This is a genomic window from Phycisphaerae bacterium, from assembly GCA_024102815.1.
In the GTDB taxonomy this organism is placed as follows: Bacteria; Planctomycetota; Phycisphaerae; order UBA1845; family UBA1845; genus JAGFJJ01.
The window spans coordinates 139,263-155,160 of sequence record JAGFJJ010000005.1 but is presented as its reverse complement, the minus strand read 5'-3'; the positions used below and the strand labels follow the sequence as shown (position 1 = coordinate 155,160).

Genomic DNA, 15,898 nt, shown 5'->3' with positions numbered 1-15,898 from the left:
AACAAGTCGCCTTCCCGCAGAGTGGAAGAGTGCTGTCGGGAAGGTCTGCAAAGGCCGGAAAATGCCGCGGCTTACGGCTTGAAACTCAGGCGTTGGAGGGCGGAAGCATGCCCGCGGACACGAGCTCCGGCGCTCCGCGGCGCAGGGAGTCGGCCAGTTCGGTCAGTCCTGACATGACCAGACTCACACCCGCCTGATGTAGGCGGTTTTCGAGGCACGTACCGCAAGCCAGTCCGATGGTAAGGCACTCCGCCTCGGCTGCCGCGCGAACAAGCACATCGGTCGACGCAACGACCACGGTGCGAGGATCGTTCTGGCCGAGTGCGCGCAGCTCGGCAACGCGCTGCCGCGGATCGTCGCTGAGCGCCTCCATTCGCGACACGAACCGCGTGAGTTCCGCGCGCTCCAGCATGCGCCGGCGGGCGATCAGATTGCTCCCCAGCGTTACCACGGTAACCGGCGCCTCGTTGACCAATGCCGGAAGCGCCGACGCCGCGTCCTGCTGGACCGAAGCCGCCTCAATGGCCTCTTCCCCCTCGATCCAGCGATCGAAGCTCTTCCAAAGCTCAGCAACTTTCGCCGGGCGCGCTCCCGGCAGGATCGCGGCCTGGCGTCCCTGGCGACGCAGGGCCCCTCGAAACGTCGGTTCGTCCACGGCGGCCCATCCGACCGCTCCGGCGGCGCGCTTGTACACGAGGTAATAGACGGGCAGAACGTCGGCGATGGGTCCGTCAAACTCGACAATGAGCTTCAAACGCAATTCCCTGTCAACGGAGTACGCCGCCGGAATCGGACGCAACATGCCTTCGGCAGCCGCGCCAGAGATCGATCGAATCCCTGCGCCGCGCTGGGCGCGGGTCAAAAAGGGGTAAGCCGACACAGGGATTTGAACCCTGAACCTCAGCTTTACGAAAGCTGTGCTCTACCGTTGAGCTATGTCGGCGCTCGGATCCGACATGAGACGACATCGTCCCCGTCGAAAACGGGACGAATCTTGTACGCCTTTCCCCGAAAATCGTCAACCCGGGTGCACTCGGGAGTCTCGGCGGCGCGCCGAACAGAACCGAGATTATCGCCCCGTCATTGGAAAACGACGCTTGGCCAGGGTCAGCCGGACGCCCACGCCGACAGCGAGCCGGAATAGGAACGCGGGACCCGCCGGTGTCTCCAGCCCCCTCTTCCGCGCCAGGTTCGGCCCAACCAGTGAAAATGGTCCGAGACTGTCACCGGCAGCCTTCGCTGCACCTCTTGTCCCCTGCCGCAGACTCCAGCCACATCAACGGCCGTCGGCATCGGATTCAGGGCGCCCCGACGCCTCCCGATTTACCAGCGACAACACGAACGCCGAAACGCGATCGTACGTCGTTGCCAGAAAGCCGACCACGGGAAAACCGCCGCGTGGAAACGGCGAGGGGCCCAATTGTTCGAGGATGGACGTCTCGCCTCCCTTGGGTCCGACCCGTGCCTCCACGCGGTCGAACGCGGGCCCGACCGACCAGAAATGGTCCAGGCATTCCTCCAACGGGGGCGAAATGGGAAACGCCGTCGGGACGATCTTCAGCGAAGGGGGCATCTCATCCCGATCTTCCGGACCCATCCCCATCGCCATTTCTTCCGGTCCCATCATTCCTCCACCACCGCCTCCCGTGAAAGGGCGAACAACTCGCGCAAGGCGTCGGTGGAGAGTTCCGTCAGCCACTCCTCCCCGCTGCCGATGATCCGCTCCGCGAGGTTTCGCTTTTCCTCCATCATTGCCGCAATGCGTTCCTCCAGCGTGCCGATGCTCACGAACTTGTGGACCTGGACCTGTCGTGTCTGCCCGATGCGATGCGTGCGATCGGTCGCCTGATCTTCCACGGCGGGGTTCCACCAGCGATCAAAGTGGAAGACGTGATTGGCGGCGGTAAGATTCAAGCCAAACCCGCCGGCCTTGAGCGACAGCAGGAATACCGGCGCTTCGCCATTGCCCGACTGGAATCGTTCGACGAGGCGATTGCGCTCCCGCTCGGGAGTTCCGCCGTGCAGAAACAAAATGGGGCTCCCGAGCGTGCGGTGCAGATGAGCCTGAAGCAGGCTGCCCATTTCGCGAAACTGCGTGAACACCAGCGCCCGATCGCCCTCGGCCAGCACCTCCTCAAGCATCTCCGTTAATCGTTCACACTTTCCACTGCGATGCGGCAGCGGCGATCCATCGCTGAGGTAATGGGCCGGGTGATTGCAGATCTGTTTGAGCTTGACCAGCGTGGCAAGGATCAGGCCGCGCCGGCGCATCCCTCCCGCATCGTCAATTTGCGCCAGCATGTCCTTGACCACCGCATCGTACAACGCCGCCTGCTCGCGGGTCAGGTTGCAGAAAACGGTCATCTCCAGCTTGGGCGGCAGTTCCTCGACAATGTGCGGATCGCTCTTCAATCGCCTGAGCACAAACGGTCGAATGAGCTGGCGAAGGCGCGTGGCCCGCTGCTGGTCCTTCTGCTTCTCGATGGGCGCGGCAAACCGGCGGCGAAACTCGCGAGGTCCGCCGAGGTAACCGGGGTTGAGAAAATCGATAATCGACCAGAGCTCCGCCAGGCGATTCTCCAGCGGCGTTCCCGTCAGGGCGACACGATGAACCGCCGGCAAGGAGCGCACGGCCGCGGATTGCTTCGCGGATGGGTTCTTGATGTTCTGTGCCTCATCGAGAGCAATGCGGTGCCAATTCACCCGCGAGAGAAATTCGTGGTCACGGTGAGCAAGACCATACGTCGAGACGACGACATCGTGTGTTCCAGCCTCTTCGACAAACGTCTCGCCCGTCAGGCGCCCCAGACCGTGATGGATCAGGATGCGAACGCTTGGCGCAAAACGGACGATCTCCCGATGCCAGTTGCCGACCAACGACATCGGAACGATGAGCAGCGTCGGACCCGGCGGCGCAGCGGGGTTCTCTCGTTCGTGCAGCAGGAGGGCGATGAGCTGAATCGTCTTCCCCAGACCCATATCGTCGGCCAGGCAGGCGCCCATCCCCAGGCGCCCCAGGAATGCCAGCCAGTCCAGCCCCTCACGCTGGTAAGGACGAAGCACGCCGTGAAACGCCGCAGGCACTGGAACGGACTCGACGCGGTGATTCGATTCGGTCGAATTCAGCAGGAGCTCGACCCAGCCTTGCCCGCGCATGCCCGCCACCGGCACGCCCGTCTCGGCCTCTTCCACGATGTACGTCTGGCGCAACGCCTCGAAAACGGTCATCCGGCCGTCGGGATGCCGCCGCACGAAATCTCCCGCGGCACGGAGCTGCGCCGGATTCATCTCCAACCAATCACCGCGAAATCGCACCAGGGGCAGCTTCGCTTCCGTGAGGGCTTGCCACTCTTCCGGTGTCAGCTCTTCGTCACCAATGGCAACACGCCAGTTGTAGCGAACGAGTGCATCGAGCCCGATCCGCGATTCATTCAGCGGCGCATCTTCCGCGGGGGACAGGTCGAGCCAGAGCTGCAATCGGGAACGGCCGGCCCGCCACCCTTGCGGCTGAAAGATACGTATGCCCTCCGCCTCGAGGCGCGGCGCGGCCTCCTTGAGAAAGGTGTACGCCTCGGCAAGGTTCAAGCGGCACTCCCACGGACCGCCGGGCTCGGCACACGGTGCCAACGCCGGAACGTGCTGGGCGGCTTGATGCAAATCCTCGCGCAGTTGACGGCGGGCATCGGTGAACGGCCGGGGCAGCAATCTCGGATCGTCGCCGGGCTGATCAGCCAGCCGGTCGGCGTCGATGATCAACTGCGGGTCATGGCGCGCCTGCGCATGAACCGTCAGCTTCCATGACGGATCCCCGTTATCGGAGGCGGTCGAAGTCAGCGTGTCCGGCGCATCCTCCGGCACGTGCAGACGCAGACAGGTTCGAACGCCATAGGCCAGTGAATCCGGCTCCAGCTTTCCCAGCCACGCGGCAATGGTCTCGTGTAGCGTGTTTGCCTCTTCGCGCTCACACACAACCCACGGGTCATCCCCCACGACGGAAGCAAGCCACCTTGCCGCCGGCGAGGCTTGTGACTCGGACGACGTAAAGCGCAGGGAATCGGCAATCTCGTCCTCGCCGATGCAGCGGCGCACCACAGCATCGGTCAATGTCCAGAGGAAGTTCTCCACGAGCTCGGAAGCCTGGGCCGAACCCCGCGGCGATCGCACTGACCGGCAGACGGGCGGCATACTTTCGATCAGATCGGACAAACGACGCGAAGTCGCCGCATCGTCAAGTACGACACGCCAGAATCCGCGGAGTCGACCGCCGGCTGCACGATGCAGGGCCGGTACGAAGCGCTGTCGTACCAGCAACTCCGCAAGGAATCCGGCAACCTTCGACCAGTACCGTAACGAATCGCTCCGTTGAAGCTCTCCGCCAAGCATGTCTTCGCGCAGCAGGAACCGAAACGCTTCACCGGGTGCGATCTCGAGCGCCTCGACTTCCAGCGCGGCGAGAGCGGGTATCACGGTCGTCGCTTCGCCGCGCGGCGATGACGACGCCTCTTCCACGTCGGTGGATTGTCCCGGCGTGTGATTGCGCCCCGTTTCCGCAATTGGAAGCTGCAGCAGGAGGGAATGCGCGGCGGCAGTGATCCCCATTCGAGAAAGGAAACCCGCCAAGGGAGCGACCGCACACGATCGCGAGTCCCGCGCATCGCGCAGCCAGAGATGGAGAGCGGCTTGGTGCCAGATCGCTTCGACAAGCTGCATGGATCGTGGTCGGCTGGCTGAGCGCCGGGGCATCGAAGCGCCATTGTGGCGCGGCCGACACCCGGCGGGTGACCCCGTCTTACGGAAAAAACGCGAACCAACCATTGTAAGACGAGCCGGCCGGATGTCCACCGGATGGGATCTTGCCTGAATTGGGGGCCTCGTCGTTATCAGGCCGGCTTATTCGGCGGGAATCAATTCGAATTCGATGCGGAACCCGCCGTCCGCTGTATCGTTTTCGAAACGGAAGATCAGCAACGCCCCGCAGGGGAAATCGACCCCGAGAAGCGCCTCCAAGGGCGCCGCGACCCCTCGCTCTACGGGCTCCCCCGCGCCGTCTTCACCCACATCGAAAAAGGCGACGCCTTCGACGAGGGCATCATCGAAGATGCCGTCGGAGGCGACATTGGATGCAATGCGGTCGAGAAGGCGCTGACTTCCGACGGCCAAGACCCGTGCACAATCGAGCGCGCTGCCCGTGCTGGAACTCAACAGAGAGGTGCGATCGCCACCGGCGAGCGCGGCGCCATCCGAATCCAAAGTGAATTGGGCGAAGTCGGGTTCGCTGGTCGGGTCGAACTGGTCGTACGTGCCGTAGGTGAATGCCGCCTGGTACGGCGTGTTGTTGATAAAGAGGACGCGCACGGTCCCCCGCTGGCCAGCCCGTCCTCCGCCCAGCGAAGCCAACTGGTTGGCCAGGAACGACCCACAGCCGCCGATCGCAAGGAATGCCGTTGTGCTCAACGCAACAATACGATTTCCAGAATCCGACGCCCTCATCATGCGCCTCCGTCGTTTGGAAACGCGAGCGTATCGCATTCAGCCGACGTACGAAAGCGGAGACAATTCCTGGAAGTGTGAGACTCTGAGGCATAGTAAGCTCGCGGAGCGCGGGCCGACGCGCCGCCCGAGGGCGTTCTGGGCGCACCGGACACGGAAGGGGTCGGGGTTGCCGCTCATTCCATGTGAGCCTGCCCCAGTATCCGGCGGACCTTTCGGCCGCGCGTCGCGCCCCGCCCCGCGATGCTCTACTTGCAAGTCGCTCCGGACTCCATTTTTCTTGCGCATTCGGGGAAAAAATCGGAGGCAGTCTCTTCCCGTCAATTCCGCAGGAACGGCAATCTCGTTAAATTCTTCTCGACAAATACGTTACAAGAGGCTTCGGGCGGCCAAACCACCTTGCAGATCCATTGCTGCTCGCGCTCGCCCTAGAATAGGACACCGGTCGAGGCAGACCGGCGGTCCGCATTGCGAAACAACTGATGGACGAAACCCGCAGCAGCCTGCTCAGTCGTGTCCGCGACTTTGGGGACGACTCCGCATGGAGTGAGTTCGACGGCGTTTACCGTCCCATGCTGGCCGGGTACGCCCGCCGGTGCGGACTTGGTCCCGCCGTGGCCGAGGAAATCGCGCAGGAATGCCTGGCGGCCATCGTCGACCGCATCCGCGATTTCCGCAGGCAGCGAAGCTTCCGGCGCTGGCTGCGGGGAATGGTGACCCACAAGGTGGCCGATCATCTTCGCAGGGAAAAACGCGAACGGCGACGACCCTCCGGGTCGCATACGGCTGCCGGCGTTCGCGTCTCCCATCCCGACGAAATCTGGGAGCAGACCTGGAATGCTTCTCACCTGCGGTACTTCATCGCTGGTCTGCGTGACGAGTTCGCCGAGCACACGCTTCGGGCTTTCGCGATGTATGTACTGGAGGAGCGCCCCGTCGAGGAGATCTCTCGCCTGCTCGGCATGAGTCCCAATCAGATCTACGTGGCGAAGAGTCGCGTCCTTCGCCGATTGAAGGATCGCTATGCCGACCAACTCGAAGCCCTGTACGGGGGCGGAACATGAGTGACTGTCCCTCCCGAGAGCAGTTGGCGGAATACGAAGCGGGCCGTCTGCCTGACAGCACCGCCGAGAGACTCGAGACTCACCTGAAATCGTGCCCGACATGCCGCGAGACGTTCGCCTCGCTTCGCGCCGCCGATCGCGACTCCCGGACGTTTCGAGAGCTTTTTCGCGGTCATTCCGCCCTGTTATCCGGGGAAGACGCCGCCACGAGCGACGCGCTGGCCGACCCCAATGACCGGCAAGCCCCTTCCCGGAGCGTTTCCGCCAGAGACGGCGGCGCAACGTCCGCCTGGCCGATCCCCGACTACGAGCGCGTCGCGCTGTGCGGCGAGGGAGCATACGGATCGGTCTGGGCCGTGCGCGATCGCATCGGCGTATACCGGGCGTTGAAGCGCATCGATCTCGACCGACTGGCTCGCCTGGGTGCGCGGTGCCGGGAGCGCGATGCCCTGGAGATTTACTGCAACCGCATTGCCCGACATCCGAATCTCATCAATATCTACCATGTCGGGCTAGTGGGCAGCACCTTCTATTACACAATGGAGCTGGCTGATGATCAGGAGAGCCACATGTCGGCGCGCCGGCATCTCCCCCCGGGATATCGTCCCATGACGCTCGCCACCGCCATGACGGATCGCCTGCTGCGACCGGATGTCGCCATTGAAATCACGCGTCGCCTTCTTCGAGGCTTGTCGCGTCTCCATCGCAACGGGCTGGTGCATCGCGACATCAAGCCCTCCAACATCGTGTTTGTGGACCGCCAACCCAAGCTCGCCGACATCGGCATGGTGACGATTCTCGACCGCGAAGCCCGCCCCCTCGGCACGCCTCGCTACATGCCACCGGATCAGGCGACGGACATGTCGGCCGATACGTTCGCCATCGGCCGGCTTCTATTCGAGATGCTTGGCGGTGAAGACCTGGAAGATATTCGCGAACTGCCGCGGGCGCTCGAACTGGAGAGTTCGTTGTGGAATCTTGACGAGGTCATGCGCATCGTGAAAAGGGCGTGTGCCGATTCCGCATCCCAGCGCTACGGCGATGCCTCGGCGATGCTGGATGATCTGGAGGCCTGCGGGCAGGTTCCCTTTGAGACCATGTTCCGCGAATGGGAACGCATGGAAGCGACTGCCCCGCGTTCCACGCGCCTCGAGGCGATCGAACTGGGAAGGGCGACGCTACGCGCTCTGCCGTGGATATTTGGCATTCTGGCGCTGCTGACGCTGTTGTACATGCTGCGGTTGACCCTGCACCTGACATGACGTCCATGAAGGTAACCTGTCGCACTTCATCAATGGGCGGCCGGTGCCTGTTCATGCTCGCGATCCGTCGACGGCGAGCGAACCAGGAACAGGGCGCCACCCGCTGCGGCAAGAAAGGAGGCGGCGACCACCCCCAGCTTGGCTGACGCGATATGGTGCGGATCGGAGAACGCCAGGTACGTAATGAACAGGGACATCGTGAACCCGATACCGGCCAGGCAGGAAACACCCGCCATATGCAACCAGGTGACGCCGGAGGGCAGGCTGGATAACCCTGTGCGGACGGCGAGCCCGCAGAACACCATGATCCCGAGGGGTTTGCCGAGAACGAGCCCCAGTATAACACCGAACACAACCGGGCTGCTCATGGTCTGAATTTCGGAAACACTGATCGAGATTCCCGCATTGGCGAGGGCAAACAAGGGCACGATGACAAAAGCCACCCAGGGATGCAAAGCGTGCTCCAGTCGTTGGAGTGGTGTCTCCACTTTCTCGCATGCCCCTTGAAGCTCGTGCACGGCGTCGACCAATTGGGAATTGGTCATGATCCGTGCCGGTCCGCCGCGCAGGCCATCTTCAAAGGTCTCCAGCGATCGCCGGCCGTGGTCTACGAAAGCGCGCACATCCACGCGCGACCGCCCCGGAATGGTCAGCGCCACCAATACACCCGCAATCGTGGCGTGAACTCCCGATTCATGGACGAAATACCAGAGGAACGCCCCCACCAGCAGGTAAGCACCCGGCGCCATGACATGAAGCAGGTTGAGTACAACCAGCAGTCCCACCAGACCGGCGGAAATGTACAACGCTCCCATATGCAGGTGCTCGGTGTAGAAGATCGCAATGATCAGAAGTGCACCGATATCGTCCGCAATAGCCAGCGATGCGAGGAAGACCTTGAGGCTCGTCGGGATCCTCGAGCCGAACAGCGCCAAAACTCCCAGCGCGAAGGCGATGTCCGTCGCGACCGGTATCCCCCATCCCGAGAGGGTGGCGCCGCCCAGATTCAGCGCCGCATAGATCGTGCCGGGTACGGCCATGCCGCCGAGTGCAGCCAGCACCGGCAGCGTCGCCTTGCGCACCGTGGCCAGCTCCCCGACAAGAATCTCCCGCTTCACCTCCAGGCCGACGAGCAGGAAGAATAGGGCCATGAGGAGATCGTTGATCCAAATGCCCAGTGTAAGCGTCAGACCGTGCCCTGCCGGACCGATCGTCAGCCGCGTGTCCGACCAGAATTCATCGTAGCCGGCCTTCCAGGGCGAGTTTGCCCAGACCAGGGCCACGGCAGCGGCCGCCAGCAGCATGATTCCGCCGGACGCCTGAAAGCCTGCGAATTCCCGAAATGGGCGAAGAATCGCATCCAGGGGCGTGCGCCGCCGAGACAAGCTGCTTTCGTGGGATTTTCTTGCCATGCTCCCTCCGCAATGAACCCGTTGTCGGCCTGAACGAGAGGTCGCAGTATTAGCCTTGAATCCAGTTGCCGCAACCGCACCGGTCTGTTTCTCTGGTGCAGCCTTCCTGATGTTTGCAGGACTCCGGCTCGGAATGTCCGCCCTGCCGGATCGGAACCGGCCGCGCACATGGCAACGGACGCCGGCCAGAGAATAATTCCAACCTGCGCTATTGCCGAACAATCGCCGTTGGTCTACGATCCGACCGGAATCGATCTTCCATGATCGTCCATTTCCCGACGCGGCGACGTACGACGCCCCATCCCGAACTGGCTGGATCATCGAGGCTTCGTTCTTGTTCCGGTGCAGGTTTGCATTCCCCGTCCTATTGAACCGGGGTCTCCAGACGGCATTGGGTTTCCGTTCGCGGCGTTGCCGCATTTCGTTCGAGCCCGAGAATCCACCGTTCGCTCAACACGCTCCTCGCCTCCTCTCCGCCCCGGCGCTCTTTATCAGCGACTCTCGTTGGGATTCGCTTGGCGGTTCTGCGGAGAATCCACGCACGATACGCATTGCGTGACACGGCATTATGGAAACGTGACGAGCGTTGGCCGGCGGGAAGGGCACCAGGGAGTTGATGTATGGGACGCAAGTTGTATGTCGGGAATCTGAGTTACAACGTCGGTGATGTAGAGCTCGCGGAGCTTTTCACACCGCACGGGACGGTTAACAGTGCTTCGGTTGCCATCGATCGGAGCACTGGCCAGAGTCGTGGATTCGGTTTCGTGGAGATGGGCACCGACGCCGAGGCAAGCGCTGCCATCGCCGCGTTAGATGGAAAAGCACTGGACGGCCGATCCATCAAGGTGAATGAAGCAAGGCCTCCGACACGCACCGGCGGCGGTGGTGGCGGCGCCGGTCGCCGAAATCGGTGGTAAACCGATAGTTGGAACGACCAGCGAATCATCGATGAAAGGACCGGCGGCGCGTGCCAGGCGTTCCACTCGTGCACCAAACAGCGAGTTTCGTCGCGAATTGTGGAATCGCGGGCCTGCTCCGCGACGCCGGTCCCGTCCATCCCTTGCTGAAAGGAGCCTGGATAACCCATGATGGCTGAAGAACGGGAGCAACTCGTACGTTTTTTTGACGAGGGTCGCTGCTGGTGTCAGCACGCCGAGGCTCGGAACGCGTCAGGCGATCCGGTTCAATACGATGACCCGGACGCAACAGCATGGGACCTGACCGGCGCGCTCTGTCGACTCTTCGGGTGGCAGCGCGCTACCGTCTTGTTCGGACAGATTGAGCGCCACCTCGAACCGGGAAAGCACCGGATGCACTACCTCCGCGACGAGATCGTTGATCCGATGTGCGTGCTTCAGCAGTTCAACGATCGCGATGAAACAGCATTTGCAGACATCATCGAACAGGTCCAGAGCATCCCCCTCTGGCGGGGAGCCCCAAAGACCGTAGGAATGGAGAACGCCGGTTGACATCAGCCGGCTGCCGTGGGGACTCCGATGGCACCCCGCGGGCGTACGAAATACACATGCCCGGCGGCTTACTATCGCCGCGAAACGGTCGGATTCCGCAGCTTCACTTTCATGTCACGGCGCGTCGTGCGGCTGTTATTTTCCAGCACCTTCACGGCCTTGGAAATGCTCGGAACCTTGAGCACGACCGTGGTCTTGCCGCCCTTGCCCCCTGATGTGCAGTACATGTAGCCGATGTTGATGTGCGCGTCGGCAAGCCGCTCGCAAAGGTCGGCCGCGGCGCCAGGACGATTGGACAACGGAACGGCCAGCACCTCCGCCTCACTCACGGAGAGGTTGAGGTCCTTGAAAACGGCCCGCGCCCCCGCCGCATCATCGACGATCATTCGCAATACCCCGTGTTCCATCGAATCCATCATGGCGATGGTCTCGATGTTGACCTTGGCCTTGGCCAGCGCCCGGAAGATCTGCGAAAGAACACCCGGCTTGTTGACCAGAAACACGGAAAACTGAGTGCACGTCTCCATTCGACGCTCCCGTTATCGTTGCGCCGCGGTCCGCCTGCCTCTTGTGCTACCGCGAAAACAAAACCCGTGACTGAAATTCATGGTGCCTGCATGGTCGATCGAGCGCCGCATTGATCGATCAACCGTTTGAAGTGTCTTCGATGCCATTTGCCGCCCAGGCCGTCCGACCTCGCGATCAGCCCTTCAGACCCGAGACACGTCAGTATACGCGAATCGGCCCGTTGGGCAAATCACCGGCGTTTCAGACCGTACGGGCGGGCGCCGTACCACAATCCGAGCGACAGCGAGAGCATAAGAAACGTCCCCAGCATGCCCGGTGCGCAGAGGACGGGCAGGACCGGTCCACCCCCGCCGTCCGAGCCTGAGCCGCCGTTGTCATTGGCATTATCGCCACCGTCCGACCGACTCGGATCCAGCGGGAAAGCGTCCAACTCGTCCGGAACGCCATCGTTGTCATCATCCGGGTCGGCGTTGTTGCCAATGCCGTCCAGATCGGTATCCATCGTTTCGGCCGGATCCGTGGGGAAGGCGTCCGCGTTGTTTCCCACTCCATCTCCGTCGGTATCCGTCGTCTCGGCCGGATCGTTGGGAAACGCATCCTCGTCATCGGACACGCCATCCCCGTCGGAATCCCGCGGATTCGGTGGTCGATCGCCGACAGCAATCTCCAGCCGGCCGCCGGTCACACGGCCGTTCTCTGCACTGAAGGTCTGCGGCATTTCAAAGCCTGCCTGAAAGGTCGTGGCGCTGTTCGCCCCCCCGAGTGCGTCAATGACACCGGTGTCTTGCACTCCGACGGTTAATCGGCCAATCAGCTCGGAGGAGTTCCCGAGGGAGAGCAGGCCGGGGCCGGTTTGGAGAAACACCGTCGCCGCGGCCGGTGTGGGCAGCGTGTTCGCCTGAAAGGGATAGGCAACCGTATCAAGCTGCCACTCGAACGCGATCAATTCGATCGTCGGACTTGTTTGGGTGAAATCCAACTCGAACTCGAGAAGGTTTGAGATCGGATCAACCCCCGGCGCCGATAAGCGCACTTCGACCGTCAATTGACTGCCCACGTCCACGGGCCCGTCTACCGGGATCCCCATCACATCCAGAGCTCGTAAAGAAATATCTACCTGAGCTTGCGCCAACGACGCGGACGCTGAAACAAAGGCAACAAACAGCAATCCTGTGAATTGGCGCATCCGCGTCCTCCCGATCACTTTCTGCCCGAGGCGGCGGTATGAACCAGCCGGAGTCGAATTGGTGCCGCCTTGCGGAACCACTCAGACAGGATACGCGCGCCGCCTCTGATCGGCCAAGAGCCCCCCCGGAGGGACCCCGATTTGCCCAACAATCCCAAAAAAGAAGGGCGAGACTGGCTCGCCCTTCGATAGGGATTCGTGAGTTCAGACGCCGGCGCTTGTTGCCCCCGGCTCATTTCGGATGTCTACGGACAATTCAACGGAACGGTGTCACCCAGCCACGGATCGAACGCACTCGCACCATTCAGCACGTCGATCAGGCGGGCCACATCGAGCACGTTTGACGCCGAGGACCGGTCGATGTCCGTCTGGTACGGCGCGCAGACCGTGTTCCCCTGAAGGCAGTCGATCAGCGCCGTGACATCCGCCGCAGCGCTCTCGTGGTCCTGATCGACATCACCCGGTAAGTAGCCAATACACGTCGAAGTCCCGCTGGGACCATGCACAATCTTGGTCAACGCAGCCCGTTCAATCGGTGCGTCGAAGGTTAGCGTAACCGTGCTACCCGCCAGCGGGGAAACCGAAAACGCCGGCGGCGAACCGAGCGTGGACGTTACCGTGAAGTCACCCTGCTCAACATCCGAGGCCAGCGGCGTACAGTTGAAGTTGATCACCACCTCGGTGATGCCCTGCGGTGGGCTCGCCGAAGTCAGAAGGTGAGGCTGGCGGGCGTCGATCGAGCCATCCGCAGGATCGCTGCTGTCAATGCTGCAACCGCAGGACGTGCAGCCGGAAGCCCCGTCGACTGTGACGGTCAGACTTGCGATGGTACCCGGGTTGGCCTGCTCCGTCGCCCAGAATGGATCGCCGTCCTCACCTTGGCGAATCGCGTTCGCAAAAAGTCCCGTCAGACGAAGCTCGTACGTCCCGGGCGCCGCCGGTGCGGTGAACGATCCGGTGAGAAGCACTTCCGGACCTCCCTTGGCCACGCCCGTAATCACCGTGCCAATCGGATAGGGCGCCACCGGAGAGCACAGACCGCCCACCTGGCAGGTCGAACCCGCGGGGCAATCCGGATCACCCGTGCAGGGGACCTGCCCGTTCATGATCGTGTTCTGCCCTCCACCGCACTGAAGCAGCTTCCCGCTCACGAGCGTGCCGCCGAACCCGGCCGGGTTCGTGATTCCCTCGTTGCGGTCGAACGCCATCATCGGATACGAACTGGGTGCATCCGCCTGAGGCAGCGGAGCAGCCTGAGTGCCGTTGGCCATTAGCACCAGTTCAAGATCGAAACCGACCAAGGCCAGACCTTCGTTGGCAAGGTCGGACAGCTCGCCGAACACCGTGTAATCGACCGTGCATCCAGGCCCGGTGGTCATCGAGTTATTCGCGCCGCACTGGACGCTGACATTCAGGTTGGAAGCCTGAACCGCAGGAACCACCATCCCAACCACCGCCAGAACCGCTATTCTTTTCAACATGTCATCCACTCCAGACCGAAAAAGTTCGACAATTTCATGGGCAAGGAAGCAAGCCGCCCCAAGAGTACAGGATCGGCCACCCGGGATCGGAACCGGAAGGCCCCCCACTTTCACCAGATAAGGTGTCTATGTACATCGGCCGACGCGCGATCTCCGCCGGAAACTTTCGACCCGGAACCGACCCCCGACAAGGATCGACATGGGTCGCCGGTCTTGAAAAAGAGCAGGAAATACATTTCCCCTTTAATTATCGTCCGCATCGGCTTATTTGACGAGAAACTTGGAACAGGACACGCTAGGCCACCATGACGCCCCTCCAGTTCACCAAGAGCGTCCGCAGCCTCAAGCGAATCCGCCAGATTGCGCAGGTCCTTAGCCAACAGGGATTTGGCTATCTCGTGGCCCAGCTCAACCTGGCCCGCTATCTGCCCGTCTGGATGCTGAGACGTCGGCGGAGCCGCGCCGCCGCAGAACCGAAGACGATCGGCAAGCGGATGGCCGACATCTGCTCGACGCTCGGCCCCACGTTCGTCAAATTCGGGCAACTTCTGACGACCCGTCCCGACCTCCTCCCTGCCGAAATCCTCGACGAGCTCAGCAAACTTCAGGACCGCGTGCCTCCTTTTGATGGCAGCGACGCGATGCGCATGATCGAGGAGGAGCTCAAGCGCCCCATTGGCGAATGCTTCGCAACGATCGAGTCGACCCCCGTCGCCAGTGGATCGATCGGACAAGTTCACCTCGCGCGAACGCTGGAAGGCGTCGACGTCGTCGTAAAAGTCCAGCGGCCGGGGATCAAGGAAACCATCGCCACCGACATGGACCTGCTTCGCTGGCTGGCGGATTCCCTCGAGCGTTTCGTTCCGGAGCTGGCTCCATACCGCCCCAGAATGCTCGCTTCGGAGCTCGAACAGCTTCTCACCCGGGAGCTGGATTTCGTCAATGAAGCATCCGCGGCGCAACGCCTGGGCGACGCTTTCGCCGAGACGGAAGGCATCCACATTCCCAAGGTCTACTGGAACCTCTCCTCATCGCGAATCCTGACGCTGAAGGTCGTCCCGGGGCGGAACCTGAACACGATTCTGGCGGAAGCCGAGTCCGGCGTATCGGACCTGAACCGCCGTACGACTGGCCGGCGCCTCGTGGACTGCTTCCTGAAGCAGGTCTTCGAAGTCGGGCTGTTCCACGCCGATCCCCACCCCGGGAACATCTTCATCGATCCTCCCTCACAGGTGGCGCTTCTCGACTTCGGACAGGTCGGCACCATCACGGACGACTTGATGACGCAGATCGTCGTCATGGTCTATGCCGCGGTGAACCGGGAAATCGATGTGATCGTCGACGCCCTGGCCGACCTTGATGCCCTCGGCGAGAGCACCGACCGCCGGCAGTTGTCCCGGGCGTTGCTCACGCTGCTGGACAAGTACCATGGCCAGCCGATCAAGCGCATCAACCTCGGCGCTTTGCTCAACGAATTCACGGATATTGTGCGTCAGCACGACGTTATTATTCCCCGCGACGTGCTGATGCTCATCAAGTCGACGGCCCTGGTCTCCTCCGTCACGCAGCGGCTGGATCCTGAACTCGATGTGCTCGAACCGCTCGGGCAGCGGTTGCGCGAGGTGATTCGCCAGCGGCTCTCCCCCTCGCGCATATCGCGGGATTCGAAGGTATGGGGCTGGCACCTGTTCAATCTGACCCGCGCTGCGCCGCGGCAACTGCGCGAGGTCCTGCGAAAGATGGCCGCGGGCGGCTGGCGCCTGCGCCTGCGACACGAAAACATCGATCGACTTACCGACGAACTGGACCGTTCGAGCAACCGCCTGGCATTCAGCGTGGTGATCGCCGCGATTATCGTGGGCAGTTCCATCGTGGTGAGCGCGAATACATCACTGACTGTGTTCAATATCAAATTCCAGTACTTCGGCATTGCGGGGTACCTGTTTGCCGGACTGCTGGGCCTGGGCCTGAGCTGGGCGATTTTCAGAAGTGGGAGGTTGCATTGA

General features: G+C 62.2%; 12 protein-coding genes, 1 tRNA gene and 1 pseudogene. 5 read left to right on the top strand and 9 right to left on the bottom strand.

Going from position 1 to position 15,898, the window contains the following annotated elements:
* Nucleotides 1-85 precede the first annotated feature (85 nt).
* From J5J06_00995 to J5J06_00975, 5 genes are all read right to left on the bottom strand, one after another.
* Nucleotides 86-754: an HAD family hydrolase gene (locus J5J06_00995; protein MCO6435646.1), complete on the bottom strand. Its 669-nt coding sequence runs from the start codon at nt 752-754 to the stop codon at nt 86-88.
* A 117-nt stretch (nt 755-871) separates the two neighbouring features.
* A tRNA-Thr gene (locus tag J5J06_00990) sits at nt 872-943 on the bottom strand.
* Between the two features lie 333 nt (nt 944-1,276).
* Nucleotides 1,277-1,627, bottom strand: coding sequence for a hypothetical protein (locus J5J06_00985; protein ID MCO6435645.1), 351 nt, complete (start codon nt 1,625-1,627; stop codon nt 1,277-1,279).
* Complete coding sequence (locus J5J06_00980; protein ID MCO6435644.1) at nt 1,624-4,710, bottom strand: DEAD/DEAH box helicase; 3,087 nt, start codon at nt 4,708-4,710, stop codon at nt 1,624-1,626. Before J5J06_00980 ends, J5J06_00985 begins: the two co-directional genes overlap by 4 nt.
* Before the next feature lie 180 nt (nt 4,711-4,890).
* Nucleotides 4,891-5,493 (bottom strand): hypothetical protein, encoded by a 603-nt coding sequence (locus J5J06_00975; protein ID MCO6435643.1) that lies wholly within the window; start codon nt 5,491-5,493, stop codon nt 4,891-4,893.
* 479 nt (nt 5,494-5,972) lie between these two features.
* Between J5J06_00975 and J5J06_00970 the strand changes: the two genes are divergently transcribed.
* Nucleotides 5,973-6,554, top strand: coding sequence for a sigma-70 family RNA polymerase sigma factor (locus J5J06_00970; protein MCO6435642.1), 582 nt, complete (start codon nt 5,973-5,975; stop codon nt 6,552-6,554).
* Entirely contained in the window at nt 6,551-7,816 is a 1,266-nt protein-coding gene (locus J5J06_00965; GenBank protein MCO6435641.1) for a zf-HC2 domain-containing protein, read from the top strand. The genes J5J06_00970 and J5J06_00965 overlap by 4 nt, the downstream gene beginning before the upstream one ends.
* Before the next feature lie 29 nt (nt 7,817-7,845).
* Here the strand turns inward: J5J06_00965 and nhaA are convergent, their stop codons facing one another.
* Complete coding sequence (nhaA, locus tag J5J06_00960; protein ID MCO6435640.1) at nt 7,846-9,228, bottom strand: Na+/H+ antiporter NhaA; 1,383 nt, start codon at nt 9,226-9,228, stop codon at nt 7,846-7,848.
* A gap of 620 nt (nt 9,229-9,848) precedes the next feature.
* Here nhaA and J5J06_00955 point away from each other — a divergent pair.
* Complete coding sequence (locus tag J5J06_00955) at nt 9,849-10,145, top strand: RNA-binding protein (protein MCO6435639.1); 297 nt, start codon at nt 9,849-9,851, stop codon at nt 10,143-10,145.
* A 168-nt stretch (nt 10,146-10,313) separates the two neighbouring features.
* Complete coding sequence (locus J5J06_00950) at nt 10,314-10,697, top strand: hypothetical protein (GenBank protein ID MCO6435638.1); 384 nt, start codon at nt 10,314-10,316, stop codon at nt 10,695-10,697.
* 71 nt (nt 10,698-10,768) lie between these two features.
* Here the strand turns inward: J5J06_00950 and J5J06_00945 are convergent, their stop codons facing one another.
* The 3 genes and pseudogenes from J5J06_00945 to J5J06_00935 form a co-directional block, all read right to left on the bottom strand.
* Nucleotides 10,769-11,224, bottom strand: coding sequence for an ACT domain-containing protein (locus J5J06_00945; protein MCO6435637.1), 456 nt, complete (start codon nt 11,222-11,224; stop codon nt 10,769-10,771).
* Between the two features lie 410 nt (nt 11,225-11,634).
* A pseudogene (locus J5J06_00940) lies at nt 11,635-11,856 on the bottom strand (thrombospondin type 3 repeat-containing protein).
* Nucleotides 11,857-12,656: 800 nt separating this feature from the next.
* Nucleotides 12,657-13,892, bottom strand: a complete 1,236-nt coding sequence (locus J5J06_00935; GenBank protein MCO6435636.1) for a hypothetical protein — start codon at nt 13,890-13,892, stop codon at nt 12,657-12,659.
* A gap of 305 nt (nt 13,893-14,197) precedes the next feature.
* On the opposite strand from J5J06_00935, the gene J5J06_00930 reads away from it, so the two are divergent.
* Nucleotides 14,198-15,898 carry a phosphotransferase gene (locus tag J5J06_00930; protein ID MCO6435635.1) on the top strand — a complete coding sequence of 567 codons (1,701 nt, stop codon included), beginning with the start codon at nt 14,198-14,200 and terminating at the stop codon, nt 15,896-15,898.

Excerpts from the sequence above, each read along its gene's own strand:
- J5J06_00985 (MCO6435645.1), bottom strand. The coding sequence starts at position 1,627 with ATGATGGGACCGGAAGAAATGGCGATGGGGATGGGTCCGGAAGATCGG.
- J5J06_00980 (MCO6435644.1), bottom strand. The coding sequence starts at position 4,710 with ATGCAGCTTGTCGAAGCGATCTGGCACCAAGCCGCTCTCCATCTCTGG.
- J5J06_00975 (MCO6435643.1), bottom strand. The coding sequence starts at position 5,493 with ATGATGAGGGCGTCGGATTCTGGAAATCGTATTGTTGCGTTGAGCACA.
- J5J06_00970 (MCO6435642.1), top strand. The coding sequence starts at position 5,973 with ATGGACGAAACCCGCAGCAGCCTGCTCAGTCGTGTCCGCGACTTTGGG.
- J5J06_00965 (MCO6435641.1), top strand. The coding sequence starts at position 6,551 with ATGAGTGACTGTCCCTCCCGAGAGCAGTTGGCGGAATACGAAGCGGGC.
- nhaA (MCO6435640.1), bottom strand. The coding sequence starts at position 9,228 with ATGGCAAGAAAATCCCACGAAAGCAGCTTGTCTCGGCGGCGCACGCCC.
- J5J06_00955 (MCO6435639.1), top strand. The coding sequence starts at position 9,849 with ATGGGACGCAAGTTGTATGTCGGGAATCTGAGTTACAACGTCGGTGAT.
- J5J06_00950 (MCO6435638.1), top strand. The coding sequence starts at position 10,314 with ATGATGGCTGAAGAACGGGAGCAACTCGTACGTTTTTTTGACGAGGGT.
- J5J06_00945 (MCO6435637.1), bottom strand. The coding sequence starts at position 11,224 with ATGGAGACGTGCACTCAGTTTTCCGTGTTTCTGGTCAACAAGCCGGGT.
- J5J06_00935 (MCO6435636.1), bottom strand. The coding sequence starts at position 13,892 with ATGTTGAAAAGAATAGCGGTTCTGGCGGTGGTTGGGATGGTGGTTCCT.
- J5J06_00930 (MCO6435635.1), top strand. The coding sequence starts at position 14,198 with ATGACGCCCCTCCAGTTCACCAAGAGCGTCCGCAGCCTCAAGCGAATC.